Source organism: Geobacillus sp. BMUD (assembly GCF_013096845.1).
Taxonomy (GTDB): Bacteria; Bacillota; Bacilli; order Bacillales; family Anoxybacillaceae; genus Geobacillus; species Geobacillus vulcani.
The window spans coordinates 694,855-708,986 of sequence record NZ_SDLA01000001.1 but is presented as its reverse complement, the minus strand read 5'-3'; the positions used below and the strand labels follow the sequence as shown (position 1 = coordinate 708,986).

General features: G+C 54.9%; 19 protein-coding genes. 2 read left to right on the top strand and 17 right to left on the bottom strand.

The annotated features are described in order from the left end of the window. Positions 1-101: 101 nt before the first annotated feature. From ETC05_RS03435 to ETC05_RS03425, 3 genes are all read right to left on the bottom strand, one after another. A complete protein-coding gene (locus ETC05_RS03435; protein ID WP_031409780.1) occupies positions 102-320 on the bottom strand; it encodes a YozE family protein in 219 nt (72 codons plus the stop codon). 319 nt (positions 321-639) lie between these two features. Further along, positions 640-1,641 carry a biotin synthase BioB gene (bioB, locus tag ETC05_RS03430; RefSeq protein WP_171660373.1) on the bottom strand — a complete coding sequence of 334 codons (1,002 nt, stop codon included), beginning with the start codon at positions 1,639-1,641 and terminating at the stop codon, positions 640-642. A gap of 150 nt (positions 1,642-1,791) precedes the next feature. Further along, the gene (locus ETC05_RS03425; protein ID WP_031409784.1) at positions 1,792-3,231 is read right to left on the bottom strand and encodes an NAD(P)/FAD-dependent oxidoreductase; all 1,440 of its coding nucleotides are present in this window, start codon (positions 3,229-3,231) and stop codon (positions 1,792-1,794) included. Positions 3,232-3,409: 178 nt separating this feature from the next. Between ETC05_RS03425 and ETC05_RS03420 the strand changes: the two genes are divergently transcribed. Then, entirely contained in the window at positions 3,410-4,003 is a 594-nt protein-coding gene (locus ETC05_RS03420) for a DUF502 domain-containing protein (RefSeq protein ID WP_031409787.1), read from the top strand. 45 nt (positions 4,004-4,048) lie between these two features. On the opposite strand, the gene ETC05_RS03415 is transcribed toward ETC05_RS03420, so the two are convergent. Together ETC05_RS03415 and ETC05_RS03410 are read right to left on the bottom strand one after the other, a co-directional pair. Then, positions 4,049-4,987: a magnesium transporter CorA family protein gene (locus ETC05_RS03415; RefSeq protein ID WP_031409789.1), complete on the bottom strand. Its 939-nt coding sequence runs from the start codon at positions 4,985-4,987 to the stop codon at positions 4,049-4,051. 311 nt (positions 4,988-5,298) lie between these two features. Continuing rightward, positions 5,299-5,445: a hypothetical protein gene (locus ETC05_RS03410; protein ID WP_167333007.1), complete on the bottom strand. Its 147-nt coding sequence runs from the start codon at positions 5,443-5,445 to the stop codon at positions 5,299-5,301. Between the two features lie 180 nt (positions 5,446-5,625). Between ETC05_RS03410 and ETC05_RS03405 the strand changes: the two genes are divergently transcribed. After that, complete coding sequence (locus tag ETC05_RS03405) at positions 5,626-5,916, top strand: HesB/YadR/YfhF family protein (protein ID WP_031409791.1); 291 nt, start codon at positions 5,626-5,628, stop codon at positions 5,914-5,916. 70 nt (positions 5,917-5,986) lie between these two features. On the opposite strand, the gene ETC05_RS03400 is transcribed toward ETC05_RS03405, so the two are convergent. The 12 genes from ETC05_RS03400 to ETC05_RS03345 all read right to left on the bottom strand — a co-directional run bounded on the left by ETC05_RS03400 (position 5,987) and on the right by ETC05_RS03345 (position 14,105). Continuing rightward, positions 5,987-6,394 (bottom strand): hotdog fold thioesterase, encoded by a 408-nt coding sequence (locus ETC05_RS03400; RefSeq protein ID WP_031409793.1) that lies wholly within the window; start codon positions 6,392-6,394, stop codon positions 5,987-5,989. Then, entirely contained in the window at positions 6,394-6,708 is a 315-nt protein-coding gene (locus ETC05_RS03395; protein ID WP_031409795.1) for a hypothetical protein, read from the bottom strand. The genes ETC05_RS03400 and ETC05_RS03395 overlap by 1 nt, the downstream gene beginning before the upstream one ends. A 14-nt stretch (positions 6,709-6,722) precedes the next feature. Further along, entirely contained in the window at positions 6,723-7,139 is a 417-nt protein-coding gene (locus ETC05_RS03390) for an acyl-CoA thioesterase (protein ID WP_031409797.1), read from the bottom strand. A gap of 117 nt (positions 7,140-7,256) precedes the next feature. Then, positions 7,257-7,484 (bottom strand): small acid-soluble spore protein Tlp, encoded by a 228-nt coding sequence (gene tlp / locus ETC05_RS03385; protein ID WP_031409799.1) that lies wholly within the window; start codon positions 7,482-7,484, stop codon positions 7,257-7,259. Between the two features lie 30 nt (positions 7,485-7,514). After that, entirely contained in the window at positions 7,515-7,658 is a 144-nt protein-coding gene (locus ETC05_RS03380; RefSeq protein ID WP_011231056.1) for an acid-soluble spore protein N, read from the bottom strand. A gap of 55 nt (positions 7,659-7,713) precedes the next feature. Further along, entirely contained in the window at positions 7,714-7,845 is a 132-nt protein-coding gene (locus ETC05_RS03375; protein WP_011231055.1) for an FbpB family small basic protein, read from the bottom strand. A gap of 121 nt (positions 7,846-7,966) precedes the next feature. After that, positions 7,967-8,494, bottom strand: a complete 528-nt coding sequence (locus tag ETC05_RS03370) for a TlpA family protein disulfide reductase (protein WP_031409801.1) — start codon at positions 8,492-8,494, stop codon at positions 7,967-7,969. 117 nt (positions 8,495-8,611) lie between these two features. Continuing rightward, positions 8,612-8,761 (bottom strand): hypothetical protein, encoded by a 150-nt coding sequence (locus tag ETC05_RS03365; RefSeq protein ID WP_167333008.1) that lies wholly within the window; start codon positions 8,759-8,761, stop codon positions 8,612-8,614. A gap of 102 nt (positions 8,762-8,863) precedes the next feature. Further along, complete coding sequence (locus ETC05_RS03360) at positions 8,864-9,712, bottom strand: sulfurtransferase (RefSeq protein ID WP_031409803.1); 849 nt, start codon at positions 9,710-9,712, stop codon at positions 8,864-8,866. Between the two features lie 195 nt (positions 9,713-9,907). After that, a complete protein-coding gene (locus ETC05_RS03355) occupies positions 9,908-10,219 on the bottom strand; it encodes a YpbS family protein (RefSeq protein WP_051870827.1) in 312 nt (103 codons plus the stop codon). Further along, positions 10,216-10,404 carry a hypothetical protein gene (locus ETC05_RS03350; RefSeq protein WP_031409807.1) on the bottom strand — a complete coding sequence of 63 codons (189 nt, stop codon included), beginning with the start codon at positions 10,402-10,404 and terminating at the stop codon, positions 10,216-10,218. The genes ETC05_RS03355 and ETC05_RS03350 overlap by 4 nt, the downstream gene beginning before the upstream one ends. After that, positions 10,401-14,105 (bottom strand): dynamin family protein, encoded by a 3,705-nt coding sequence (locus tag ETC05_RS03345; protein ID WP_483299792.1) that lies wholly within the window; start codon positions 14,103-14,105, stop codon positions 10,401-10,403. Before ETC05_RS03345 ends, ETC05_RS03350 begins: the two co-directional genes overlap by 4 nt. Positions 14,106-14,132 lie beyond the last annotated feature (27 nt).

Sequence of the window (14,132 nt, the reverse complement as noted above, 5' to 3'; positions counted from 1 at the left end):
AGTATAGTATATGCATGCAGAGAAGGGTGGACACCTTCAGCCGCGCGGAAAAAGCCGTTTGAAAGCGCTCCCATTTTATGAAACGGGAACGCTTTCCCTAGTTACGCTTCATGCAAAAATTGCTCCCACAGTTCATCAAACACAACCATGCTTTCCAAATAGTCACCGTTAAGCTCCAAATAGCCGCTCAGCTCTTCATAGTCCGCAGACCCTTTCGGAAAGCCGTGGTCTTCATACGCTCCGTTCGCAAATCGGACGACCGGATCTTCCTGGTGTCCATGGCGGAAGCGCAGCAAGTAACGGTAGAATGACTTTGCCATGTCCCCCATCCTCTTCCTTTCCTTTTGTTGCTATTATAATGAGCTTTTGGCTGTTTGTGAAGCCTTTTTTCGCCGCTTGTATTCCCATCGTACGCGTCGGGTTGGCTTTTCATGCCAAAAAAGCGCGTTGAACGGCGCAATAGAAGTCAATCCACTTTTCTCGTCAGAGCATAGACAGGTCAGGTCTATCATCTGATCATGCCCCCCGCTTCTCGCCAAGGCTTGGCCCCATCTGAAACCGCACGGAGCCTCCCGCCTCGCGAGATCTTGTCCTCGGTGAGCGCACATACAAAAAGCCGCCATCTTCCGGCGGCATCGTTCATGATACGACTCCGGCTTGCGAAGCCGGGGCAAATTCGATTTCAAACCCAAGATCCTCAAGCATTTGATAATCGGCTGACTTTTCTTGTCCAGCGGTCGTCAAATAGTCGCCGACAAAGATCGAGTTGGCGGCATACAGGCCAAGCGGCTGAAGCGAGCGCAAATTCACTTCCCGCCCGCCGGCGATGCGGATTTCTTTTGTTGGATTCATGTAACGGAACATCGCCAACACCTTCAGGCAGTAGCGCGGGTTCAGTTCGTTCGTCCCCGCCAGCGGCGTGCCGTCGATCGCATGCAAAAAATTGATAGGAATGGAGTCGGCGTCAAGCGCCCGCAAACTGCGCGCCATATCGATGACATCCCGTTTCGTTTCTTTCATGCCGATGATGACGCCGGAACAAGGCGAAAGACCGGCTTCCTTCACCGTTTCCACCGTCCGCACCCGATCGTCGTATGTATGGGACGTCGTAATGTTCGGATGGTGCTGCTTTGACGTGTTGATGTTATGATTGTAGCGATCCACCCCCGCCTCTTTCAGCCGCGCAGCCTGCTCCGGCTTTAAGATCCCAAGGCAGGCGCACACTTTCAGCCCGAACCGCTCTTTAATTTCCTTGACCGCAGACACAACGATGTCGATCTCTTTATCGCTCGGCCCCCGGCCGCTGGCGACGATGCAGTACGTCCCTATGCGCAAACGGTATGCTTCTTCCGCTCCGCGGAGCAGCGTTTCTTTATCGACCATTTTATACGTTTTCACCGACGCCGTCGATACGGCGGACTGCGAACAGTAGCCGCAGTTTTCCGGACAGAGGCCGGACTTGGCGTTAATGATCATGTTCAATTTCACCTTATTGCCGTAATAAGCCGAACGGATACGGTACGCCCCCTGCAAAAGAAGAAGCAACTCCTCATCCGGACAGTCTAATATCGCCAACGCTTCCTCATCGGTCAGCTCATGGCCTCTGAGCACTTGTTCAGCCAAGTGAAGCCAATTTCCCATCTTCCCTCTCCCCTTTCCACATCATTACATTTATCGTAGCGGACAAAAACGATAATTGTCAACTTATTTTTATTATAAGTTTACTTTTAGAAGGCCCTCACCATAAAAAACAGGCTGCCGTATAGAACAGCCTGTTCCCTCTTTATTCATTCAGCGCCTCAACTTTTCGACAATATCGCGGGCGATCCAGACGCCGCAGGCGCTCGCCTGTGCCAAACCGCGCGTAATCCCCGCGCCGTCGCCGCCGACATACAGCCCGGCAATTTCCGTTTCAAAACGGTCGTTCAGCTTCGGGCGCGCCGAGTAAAATTTCGCTTCGACTCCATAGAATAACGTATGCTCAGAGGCAAGCCCCGGAGTGACATGGTTGAGCGCCTCCGTCATTTCGATCAAGCTTTTCATCGTGTTGTACGGCAAAACGAGGCCTAAATCGCCCGGCACCGCTTCTTTTAACGTCGGTTCGATGAACCCTTCTTTTATGCGCTTTTCCGTCGAGCGCCTTCCTTTGAGGATGTCGCCGTATTTTTGCACGATGATGCCGCCGTTGGACAAAGCGTTCGCCAGCCGAGAAATTTCATGGGCGTATTCGTTCGGCTTGTCAAATGGATCGGAAAACTTATGTGAAACAAGAAGGGCAAAGTTCGTGTTGTTGCTGCCGAGTTTTGGATCCTTGTACGCGTGGCCGTTGGCGAGCATAATGCCGGAGTGATTTTCCACCACGACGTGTCCGGACGGGTTGCTGCAAAACGTGCGCACTTGCGTTCCAACCGACGTGTTGAAAATGAATTTTCCTTCATACAGATGTTCGTTAATTTCTTGCATGACGATGTTCGATGTTTCCACACGCACTCCGATGTCAACCTGATTGTTGATCATCCGCAAACGGCGCTTGCGCAAGATTTTGCTCAGCCAAACCGAGCCGTCGCGCCCCGGAGCGATGACGACTTTTTCCGCTGTCAACGTTTCTCCGTTTTTCAGCACAACGCCTTTCACTCGATGGCCGCTCTCCGTCCGCTCGGTCACGATATCATCCACTTCCGTTGTAAAGCGCATCGCGATCCGCTCGCGCAAATATTCAAAAATGCTTTTTAAAATTTCCAAGTTTTGTTCGGTGCCTAAATGACGGACATAGGCGCGCAATAGCTTCAATCCGGCCGCATAGGCGCGCCGCTCGATCTCTTTCACTTTGTCCGTCATCGGGTCGGTGATCGATGTCGTCGCTCCGTGCTTCAAGTTGATCTCATCGACATAGCGGATGAGCTCAAGTACAGTCGAAGCTGGCAAATAGTCGGTCATCCAGCCGCCGAATTCGCTCGTGATGTTGAACTTGCCGTCCGAATACGCCCCCGCTCCACCGAAGCCGTTCGTGATCGAACAGGCCGGCACACAGCCGGCGTAATCTTTTTTTCCGGCCGGCGGCGGGCATTTCTCAATTTTTTTCTGTAAAATCGGACAGTTGCGCTTATAGATATCATGCCCTTTATCAATCAAGAGCACGTTCGCTCCAGGCAGTTTGAGCGTCAGTTCGTAGCAAGTGAAAATGCCGGCCGGCCCGGCGCCGACCACGATGACATCATAATGATTGTTCATGATCCATCCCCCATTTCTCAAGTTCCATTCGAAAGTATACGGAACATTTGGCGGTTCGTCAAGGAAAACACGAACTTTAACACCGAATATAACAAGAAATGTTCGATAAAATAGAGATTTGTATAAAGCTAAAAAAATTGATATGGTGATAGAGAATGAATAGCAGGGAGGGAAAGGAATGCGGTTTTTCGTGAAACATTTTCTGAACGGCATGCTGACAATCGTGCCGATTTTACTCGCCGTCTACCTGTGCTACAAAGTGTTCACCGTTTTGGATGGGTTGCTTGGTCAATATGTCCGTCCGTATTTGGATGGCCGCTACATTCCCGGCCTAGGCCTATTGGCGACTGTTGCGCTCATTACCGTCTGCGGTTGGCTGTCGACGCAATACATAAGCGGCCGCCTGATTCGATTGATCGATCGGTTGCTTGAAAGCATTCCCTTGATGAAAACGGTTTATTCCGTGGCCAAAGATACAATCGCTTCCTTCGTCGGAGAAAAACGATCGTTTTCGCAAGTTGTGCTCGTTACCATGCCGGAAAGCGGCTGGAAATGCCTCGGTTTCATGACGATGGATGATGTCGGTGCTTGGCACGATCCTCTCGCCGACTACGTCGCCGTCTATATCCCACAGACGTTTCAAGTCGCCGGGTTCACCCTGCTCGTTCCAAAAGATCAAGTGGAAGCCGTCGACATCTCTCCGGAAGAGGCGATGAAATTCATCCTCTCCGGCGGTATGGCCGTCCGAAAGCAAAAGCGGCTGCCCGAATGACAATGGGCAGCCGTTCGTATGGCCATCCAAAACGCGGTCTGGCCGTCAAAAGTATCGCTTTTTCCAAAAGATGTACGCCGTCGCCGCTGACAGTGAACCGGCGAGCGCCATCGCGATCAAAAAGGCATACGGAGAGTGTTGATACGGAATCGGTACGTTCATGCCGTAGAAACTCGCCACCATCGTCGGCAGCGAAATGACGATCGTAATGGCCGTCAAAAACTTCATCACAATGTTTAAGTTGTTTGAGATGACCGAAGCGAATGCGTCCATCATGCCGCTTAAAATGCTGCTGTATACTTCCGCCATTTCAATCGCCTGCTTGTTTTCGATAATGACGTCCTGCAGCAAATCCTGGTCATCTTCGTACATGCGCAAATAGTTGAGGCGCATGAGCCGCTCCATGACGATGTTGTTTGCTTTGAGCGACGTCATGAAATACACCAAACTTTTTTCCATGCTGAGAAGCGAAAACAGCTCCTTGTTTTTCATCGATTGGTGCAACTCTTTTTCGATTTCGCTCGTCCGCCGATTGATTTGCTTCAAGTAGCGCAAATAATACGTGGAAATCATGTACAACATTTGCAACGCAAAGCGCGTCTTCATAAACGTGTAAAAGTTTTTGATTTTATTTTTGGAGAATTCTTCGAAAATCGGATTTTCCTGCAAGCACACCGTAATAAAACACGTGTTCGTGATAATCATGCCGATCGGAATCGTCTCGTAAATCGGGCCGTCCACTTCATCATGGGCGACAATTGGAATGTCGACGATAATGAGCACATGGTTGTCTTCTTTTTCGACGCGCGACCGCTCCTCGTCGTCCAACGCGTCTTTGATCGAATCGATCGGAATGTCCAAATGGTGAGCGATGTAGCGAATTTCCTCCTCCGTCGGGGCAACGAGGTTGATCCAACAACCATTTTCAATATGATCGATCTCGCGCATTTTGCCGCTGGCATCGGACAAATACATTTTCATCATCTGGCATCCTTCCTCCTTTTCACGCGAGGAAGGCGGCGCCTTTTCCTTTCCGTCCGGAGCTCGTTTTCGTATGATGAGCAGCCGGCAAGAAAAGGAACAGGCCGCGTTCCCCGCTGTATTCCGGTTCCGGTTCGTTCGGGCTTGAACTACTCATATACGAAAACGCCACTCCTTTCAAAAAAGATGTCCCTCAAGTAATGATAGCGCGGACCGGCCCGTTTGTATAGTAGGTGCCATAAAAAAAGCAGCCTACTGGCTACTTTATTCACAAAACAGTGCGATGTTCAACCATTCTGCTCGATTCGGCTTTTTTATTCGCTCGATGGCGTCGTGTTGAAAAAATCAGGCGCTTGTTTGTCAATTTGCCGGCGATTGGAACTGGGCGGGCGTTGTTCTTTCTTTTGGCCCATCACCCCATCCGATTCGTAGCTTGGCGCAAACGGCCGCTTTTTGTTCATCATCTTCACCCCCTCGCTTTTACTATTCGCCGTCGGCCGGCATTTTACTCGAGCCAGTCAGGGTTAGAGTAATCTATTTTCCACAAATTGTTTCACCCTCAAATTGTCAGTCAATGTTCACACAATCGTTTTACCGGCGCCGTCCATTCACTTATAATAAACAAGTGAGGAGGGGAAACCATGAACATTGTGATCACCAAAAAAGCGTTCAATTGGTACAAGCGGGAGCTCGGGCTGAAACCGGGAGATGCGGTCCGCTTTTTTGTCCGCTATGGGGGATGCAGCACGGTGCAAAGAGGGTTCTCGCTTGGCATGAGCAAAGAAGAGTCGGTGGATGAACCGGCAGCGCAGACGACGGTGGACGGCATCACCTTTTTTGTGGAAGAGGGCGACCAATGGTATTTCGACGGCGGCAATTTAACGGTTGATTGGGACGAAAAAAGCGACGAGCCGGTGTTTCTGCTTCATTGAAATCTGCCGCCGGCGCCGTCAAAACGTCCTTCACACGGGTTCGCGACAAAGGAAAAAGCTAGCGTCAGAGCTAGCTTTTTCGAATGATGGCGATCGTACAGCGGGAGATGCAAACAAGCTCCCCTTGCTCATTGGTAATGCGCACATCCCACACCATCGTCGTCCGCCCGCGGTGCAACACCGTCCCTGTCGCCGTCACTGTCCCGCTGCGGACGGAGCGAACATGGTTGGCATTAATCTCTAATCCTACAACATTTTCCTTATGTAGATCAACAAGCGCATATGCGCCGATGCTTGCAACGGTCTCAGCGAGCGCGACCGAGGCGCCGCCATGCAACAGCCCTGCCGGCTGGTGCGTGCGGTGGTCAACCGGCATCGTCGCGACGACGCGGCCTTCGCCAAGCTCGACAATCTCGATGCCGAGCGTATCGATCAACGTATGTTTCGCCATTTCCTTCACAGCGGTCAAATCCATCATCATTTCTTCTTCCCCCGTTTCGTGAATCGTTCCAGTTCGAACAGCCGTCCTTCTTCACGCAAAATGCGCGTTTGCGTCTCGCCGAGCAAGTCGAAATGCGGAAACTCACCGCGTCGGTCGATCCACTCTTCTTTCAGCCCGTGCTGCCGCCCCCAAGCGGCGAGTTTTTCGACATCGGCGCAGCCGACTTTCGTCACCGTCGTGCAATGGGGAAACCGTTCATCATACCAATAGTGAGTCAAAAAGGCGATTTCACCGCGCTTCACTTTCTCTTTCCACGCCGCGAGCTCATGTCGGCGGATGCCAAACGCCATCGCACCGCTCCCCTTTACCGCTTCGCCCGTTCATAGGCTTCATGCCAGTCAGGAAAATATTTGCGGATCACAATCGGCCGAAACGTCTCGCGCTTGACGCAGACGTGCTGCGACTTGCCGGTGACGGCCACTTCGCCGTCCGGAGCAAGAATTTCATAGCCATACGTGACGCGGATGCCGTCATAAGCATCAATCCATGTGCGAACGGTGGCGGTTTCCCCATAATGAAGCGGCTTTTTGTACGAAACGTGCAAGTCGACAACAGGCGAAATAATGCCTTTTTTCTCCATCTCGGCATAATGAAAGCCAAGCTGTTTGATCAATTCCGTACGCCCGATTTCCATCCAAACTAAATAGTTCGCGTGGTAGACGACGCCCATTTGATCGGTTTCCGCATAACGCACTTCAATTTGTTTTTCTGCCACTTTCACGTTCGTTCTCCCTCCATTTTTTTCCGCGCCTCCTCTTCTATGTTACCATTCGCTCGTCGGCTCGCTCAAGCGGCAGACAAAAAAATGAAGCAGCCCCCCGCATGAGGGCTGCTTCGTTTACTGGTAGCCGTGTTCCCGTGCAGCTGCTTCGTCCTTAATTTCCGCGCGCATCGCGGCGATCGCTTCTTCGCGGCGGCGGTTTTTCTCCTGAATCTTCTCCTGTTCCTCCGGCGAGGCAAACTGCATCGTTTCCTCGGCTTTTTCTATGTTCTCAATGGTGTTTTGCACCATTTCTTGCAACTTTTCCACATTGTCGCTGCGGTCATCCGGCTTCGGACGCGGCATACCTGTTTCCTCCTTCACAAGAGTTTCCAGCTATTCGCCCTTCGTTTGGATGACTTGGGCGTGTTGGCCGGATTGGTCCTGCATTTGTTTGCCCTTATTTCCCCCTGCGGCGCGAGGCTGTGTGCCGATATGGTTCGGCACGAAATGTTTTCGGCTTCCTTTCGGATTGCTCATTGTCTTCGCCTCCTCGCCATCTAGTCTATCCGCCCGGAGAACCGCTATGCATGGGTTATTCTGCTTTTTTGAGCATCCGCTCTTCCAGCTTTTTCTCGATTTTTTCGAGCGCTTCCCGATCGTTCAATAACTGCCGTTTGTTCTCGCTGATCAATTCTTGGAGAGTCATTTTGCGGGATCGTCTCATCGCTTCAACCTCCCCTCACTTTTATTGTAATCTTATTCATGCCCAAAAAAGATAAAAATTATGACAACTTTTTGAAAAATAGCCGCGCATGAAAAAAGCGCTTTCCGTAGCCGTTGGTCGGTCAACGAAAGAGCGCTGTGGCGTTCTCGAGCCGGGCTGCCGTCACCGGGCCGACGATTTTTTGCCGGATGACGCCGTTCGGGTCGATGATATACGTTGTCGGAATGGTCTGGACTCGATATTGATGAAGCGCCTCGCCGCGGACATCCAAGGCGACTGGCAGCGTCAATTTCCTGCTTTTCGCAAATCGCTCCGCGTTATCGAGCGTGTCTTGGGTGGTCAAATGGACCGCCAACACCGCGACTTCATGGCCATGCTGTTTGTAAAACTTCTCGAGTTCCGGCATTTCTTCTTTGCATGGCGGACACCATGACGTCCAAAAGTTAAGGACGACCGCTTTGCCGCGCCAATCGGAGAGCTTGACCGGCTCGCCGCCAAGCATCGGCAGCGCCAAGTCGGGGGCTGCATGGCCGATTTCCGGGCCGATCTCGGTTTCGCTTGTCTCATTCGGTTTCTCGGCGGCCATCGCATCCCAAAGGCCGTATCCGGTGGCGGCTAAAAGCAAAAGAACGACCAACCATTTTCGCACCTTTTTCCCTCCCTGTCGGCCAGCGCCCTTTGCCGTTCTGTCCATGATTATAGCACATACGTTTGTCTTTGCCAACGCTGCTGCTCACGACAAAAAACGAGGGGCGCGCCCTCGTCGTTACCGGATGTTGGGATGGTCATTTTTCATTTTTTCCGCTTCCACTTCCGCGTAGGAAGCGAATTCGCTCGTCCATTCATTAAAGCCGTTTTTCTTTTTCGCATTGTTGTTCCGTTGGGCATTCGCATTGCCAAGCTTTGTCCGGCCCATGCGCTCTCCTCCTCTTGTTCCGTCGGTTCACACATAGTATCGCCCGCCGGAGAAAAACTATGCACAAGACACGGGGCTCCTAGCTAGACGCTTGAAAAACGCCTATGCTGAAGAGGAAGGATCGCCCGTTTCGACCGGATGGTCCGGATAGGAAATCCAATCGCTGAAACTGCCGACATACAGCCGGACGTTGCGGTAACCGGCTTCCTTTAAAGCGAGCACGTTCGGACAGGCGGTGACGCCGGAACCGCAGTAGACGATCAGCGGCGCCTCGCGGTCAAGATCAGCGAATCGCGCCGCTTGCTCATCTGGGCATTTCCAGTAGCCGCCTTCTGCCACCCCATCTTTCCAAAACCGATGCACCGCACCGGGAATGCGGCCAGCCACCCGGTCGATCGGCTCTTCCAAGCCCATGTACCGCTTCCACTCGCGCGAATCGATCAGCACAGCCGAGCGATCGCGCACAGCGGCGCGCACATCCTCAACCGTCGCCAGCCATGACCGATCAGGCCGCGGCTGAAACCGCCGCGGCGCTACGGCAGGAATGCCGTCCGTCACCGGATGGCCTTTCTTTTTCCACTCGCTGTAATTGCCGTCTAACACGTAAACGCGCTCATGGCCGAAATAGCGAAGCAGCCACCAACAGCGCGCGGCCATCGCTCCATCTTGGTCATCGTAGGCAACGACCGTCATCGTTTCATCGATGCCGGCGCGGCCAAACACAGCCGCTGCTTGCTCGGCCGATGGCAGCGGATGGCGGCCGCCGTGCTCCGCCACCGGACCGGACAAGTCGCGCTCCAAATCGATATACACCGCACCGGGAATATGATCGTCCCGGTAAGCCGAGGCGCCTTTGGACGGGGCGCCGAGCCAAAATCGGCAATCAAGAATACGAATGGTTTCTTCGGACAAATGGGCATGCAGCCATTCGTGGGAAACGAGCGACGCCATGTTCTTCTCCCCCTTTTCGTTTTGCCTGCCGATCCACTTGCCTATGCGCTTCAGGCGCGCCAGTCGGCCGGTGATGGAAGGGAACGTGTGGCTTCCCATCCTCGTTTTTCAAATCGAAACATTTGGCGGCATCGATCCTTCTTTTCGCACGTTCACTCACCGATGAGAGGGAAACGGCCGTTGTTCACCGACCTTCTAGGCTCGAGCGTGCTGGCCGTCTTCTCTGTTCCCTTGTGGCGGCCGTTTCCCTTCCAGCCGGCTCACATAGTCGCGCACCATTTCCAGCGTCACGTACCGGCGCGCCGGCACGAGGCCGCCTTTGGCCAGTTCGTTCATTTGTTTCGTCACTTCGTTGATCAGCTCGACCGTAAACGGCTCGCCGCGGCGGCAACGCTCGACCGCTTCTTCGATATGCCGCTCGCGCTCGGCATCGAGCATGGCAAACTTTTTCAAGACGGCATGCTGTTTTTGTACGTGGGCGGTAATCGCTTGATGCACTTCACTCAATGGCTCTCGTCCTTTCCTGCTTCTTTTTCCATCAACCGCTTGACGTTTGGTTTCGGTGTCCAACAGTTGAACCGGTAGTTTGGTTTCGTCGCATAGCCAAGCCGGCGGCAATACGTGTAGAGCCCGTCGGCCCGTTTTTCGATGCCATAGTGGATGCATGTCGCACAAGCGTGAAACCGGTTCATGGCTGCGCCTCCTCGCTTTGAACGGGAAGAAGGCGGCGAAGCGCCGCTTCGATGCGGCGGAGCGTCTCACCGTCCCCCCTGTTGGCGAGCGCCGCCATCAAACCGTCCATATAGCTGTCGACTTGGTCGGCGAGCGCGGCGGCCAACGCGGCGACGGCCGTCTCGTATTGCTCACCATAAGCGGAGACGATCCGCTCTTTTTGCTCGGCCAAATACTGATCGACCGGCTCCATGAGCGCGGTTTCGATTTCCTCTTTCATCCGCCGCTTTTCATCGCGTTCAAAAAACGATTTGGCGTTTTTATAGAGCGAAAGCGCCTTGGCAAACCGCGCCCGATCCACATCGCTAAGGGCGTTGGCGAACTCCGGCGCCGCAAAAACAGCCGTTTCCGGCGGCGTAAGAGCCACTGACGGATCGAGGCTTCGAAGCTCACGGCCAAGACGGGCAAACTGCTCATCCAGCCGCTTGCGCAAAAAGGCCTCCACCCGCAAGCTTGTCGCCCTCATCTCCTGCGCCAAATCAAAGCCGACCGCCGCAAGCAGCTCGTCAAGACAGCGCGCAAGCACTTGGCGCATCGGCCCTTGGCCGTCGCGGAGCACCGATGGATGGAACGCTTCCTTAAACAGATCGTTCAAGCGCAGGAACACGCGCTGTTTCACGTAATAGAGCAGCTCCTCCACCTCTTGGCGAAGCGCTTGCCGGCCGTGGGCGTCATCGACGCCGGCGAGCAGCGCATGCATCTCTTCGCGAATGCGCGCCAGCATTTGTTGTTTGGCCGCTTTTTCCGCCTCACTCTGTCCAGCGGCCCGAGCGTACTCTGCGGCTGCCTGATGCGCCCGCGCAAGCTCAGCGCAGGCGCTCTCGACCGCCACTTCGGCCAGCTCTTCGGTCAAGAAGCGGAAAAAATCGGCCTCAAAAGCGGGTAGCCCTGAATCCGCCAAAACATCGTGCGACACGGGCCCCGCCCCGGTTTTCTCCGCCAGCGCCAGACGGCTCGAGAGCGCATAAAGGCGCGGAAAACGGATGCCGAAGCGGGCGAGTTCGCTGTTCATGTAGGAGACGACCGCATCGAGCTCCTCCCGCGACTGAGCCAAATCAGCGGCGTTGATGACAAAAAACATTTTGTCAAGGGAAAACGCATCCTTAACGCGCCCGAGCTGAAGCAAAAATTCGCGATCCGCTTTCGAAAAGGCATGGTTGTAGTACGTCACAAACAGCAGCGCATCGGCATTCTTCATATAATGGAACGCCACTCCGGTATGCCGGGCGTTGAGCGAATCGACCCCCGGCGTATCGACAAGCGTCACCCCTTGGCGGGTGAGCGGGCAATCGGCATACAGGACGACCTCGTCTAAGAAACACGACACCGCCTCATCCGCAACATACCGCTCTAATTTGTCAAAGCCGACCGACAACGCTGCGCCGAGCTGGCCACCCATCCGTTCATAACCGGCCGCGACGGCCGCCAAAAAGGCGAGGTGCGGCTTTTGCGCCGGATGCATGGCTCCGGATTCGGCGAGGCGGGCGCACAGGCGAAGCGCCTCCTCCCATGTAGCGGCCTTTAGTCCAAACTGGCGGAGCGATGTTTGAACATCGTCCCACATTTGCCGCTCGCTTTTGACGTTGACCACCGCCATTCCGTGCGGATGCTCTTCGTCAGGCGGCGCGATTTTGCTGATGGCAGCGGTGGTCGGATTGGGCGATGAAGGCAAAAGCGGCGCGCCGAGCAAGGCGTTGGCGAGCGACGATTTACCGGCGCTGAAAGCACCAAACAAAGCGACCGTAAACGAGCGCTCACGGAGCCGCCGCGCTTTGACGCGCAGGGGGCTGGCAAAACGAGCAAGCAGTTCGGACCGCTCGAGCCAAGCGGCCGCCGCCTCCAGCCGCTCGGCCGCTTCTTCGCTTCGCAGTTTTTGTCCGACAGGCCGCGCCCGCGAGAAATCGTCCCGTTCTCGCGCCGCCCGGCTGCCGGCCGCTCTTTTCTGACTGAGCGCTTGCTCTTCGGAAACACGATTCATGGCCTCCCGCGGCTCATGCGGCCGCACCGCCGCCTCGGCATGGCGCACCTTCTGGAACGAAGGGGCAGCAGTCAGCATAGCCAGCTGTTTTTCATCGAGCGTTTGGCCATCGTTCGGGGTGGGGGCGACGAGCAGCTGCTCGAGCATGCGCCGCCGCTCTTCCCGCTCCGCTTCAAGGCGGGCCAAATGAGCGGCGAGCTCCGCTTTTTCGCGCGCTGCCGACAACTTGACACGCAATGCCGCGATTTGCTCGGCCGCCCGGTTGGCCGTTTGTTCCCCAAGCTCCGCCACCAAAGCGAGCGCTGAGTCGCGGTACCGTTTTTTGAGCGCCGCCGCGACATCATCGGTATAATTCAACAGCGCCGCACCGCGCGAATCCGTTCCGTGTTTGACGAGGCCTGCAAGCAGCGATTCATCCCACTCCACCGTCCACTGTTGACACTTGCCAAGCCAGGCGGCATCGGCATCCCACTCATGTCCAAACCGCAGCAGCAATTGGCGGACATGCCATTCGATCTGCGCGGTCGCCTGTGCTTTCACGCTCTCATAAAACGCCGCCAACCGCCGTTTGCGCTCCTCTTCCGTCTTCGTCTTGGAAAACAGCCACCCGACCTTAAAGCTAGACTGCATGGCTTCCAAGTACGCCCCGGCCCGCTCTCTCGTTTCAAAAGGCATTAAATAAGCATTGTGCAGCACGCGCTCCAGCTCCGTGCGAAACGACTCTTCCAGCCGCGCCGCCGCCGTTTGCGTCTCGGCAAGCTCGACTTCCAAGCGATGGAGCTCTTCGGCGGCCGCCTCACCCGCAACGCCGCCAAGCGCGGCAAGCCGCTCCTGCATCTCTTGCGCCAACTTCTCATGCTGAACGCACAACTGCTCAAGATGGCGGGCGGCGATCCATTTCAACGATGATTCAGCGCCGCGAACGAGCCATTCGTCCTTGTCGGCAAACAGCCGGCGCAAGCAACTCGACAACGCCTGCCACTCGCTGTGCGGATGGGACGGCGCTTTCAACGAGAGGAAAAACAGTCCGGCCGCCTCGATCCCCCAACGTTGGAACGCCTCGACCGCCGAAGCGCGAAACGCCGCGAATGGCAGCTCCTCATCGCGATGTTTGTCAATTTGATTGATGACCAAATACACCGTTTTTCCTTCATCGGTCAACTGTTTCGTAAATTGAACGTTTAATTCCGCCTGGACATGGTTATAATCCATAACATAAAAGATGACATCAGCAAGATGGAGGGCCGACTCCGTCGCCAGCCGGTGGGCGTCGTCCGTCGAGTCGATGCCCGGCGTGTCCAGGATGGCGACGCCCGGCGGAATGGCGCCCGTTTCACGGCTGATTTCAATCCACTCGATCGTCTCCCCGTCCCGGCATTGCGCGCGGATGAGGTCCGGATCATACGGCGGTTCGTACTCCACCGGCGCCTCGCGGCGATAAAAGACGCGCACATAATCCCGGCCGGCCTTCACTTTCACAAGATTGGCGCTCGTCGGAATCGGGCTCGACGGCAGCAGCGGCTCACCGAGCAGCGCATTAATCAAGCTGGATTTGCCGGCGGAAAAATGGCCGCAAAAGGCGACAACGAGCTCCCCGGCCGCCGTTTTTTCAATGAGCTGCTTCACTTTACTGGCATTATCTGAATCCCCCGTTTGATGGAGCAGCTCATGCATCTTCATCATTTTCGCCAGCCACGGCCGCAATGACGG